The sequence below is a fragment of the Treponema sp. R6D11 genome (assembly GCF_054786075.1).
The window spans coordinates 1-439 of record NZ_BDHD01000943.1 but is presented as its reverse complement, the minus strand read 5'-3'; the positions used below and the strand labels follow the sequence as shown (position 1 = coordinate 439).

Genomic DNA, 439 nt, shown 5'->3' with positions numbered 1-439 from the left:
GGCGTATATCTCTTGCAAATATTTAATATTTTATTCTCCGATTTCTAACTCTTCGAAACCTTTATCAAGCCCTTCGATAACTTCCTTCGCCTTTTTCTTCAAACCAGCAAGTTCCGCCATAACAACTTCAAGCTCTCTCTTTTTCCGCGCGATATCCTCTTCAGTTTGAATATAAATGGGATGCGCAACAGGCTCAAGTGCTTTCGCAATGTCTTCTGTTACAATATCTTCAATAGCTTTTAAGCTTTCTATTTCTTTTTCTTTGCTATCCAAAAGCTCAGCAATCTTAGCATCAGTCTCAGTTATGTACTTAAAAACCTGTTTTTTATTATACCCAAAAAGAGATTTTCTAAATTTCGCCATTATAATTCTCCTATAAATTTGAAGTTAAATTCTCTAAAATTTTGCTTTTCGGTCTCGCGCCAACCTCTTTAGAAAC

General features: G+C 35.1%; 1 protein-coding gene. It reads right to left on the bottom strand.

Annotated elements, in window-relative coordinates:
• Positions 1-30: 30 nt before the first annotated feature.
• Complete coding sequence (locus tag ACYVTD_RS16925) at positions 31-363, bottom strand: hypothetical protein (RefSeq protein WP_461248813.1); 333 nt, start codon at positions 361-363, stop codon at positions 31-33.
• Between the last annotated feature and the right edge of the window lie 76 nt (positions 364-439).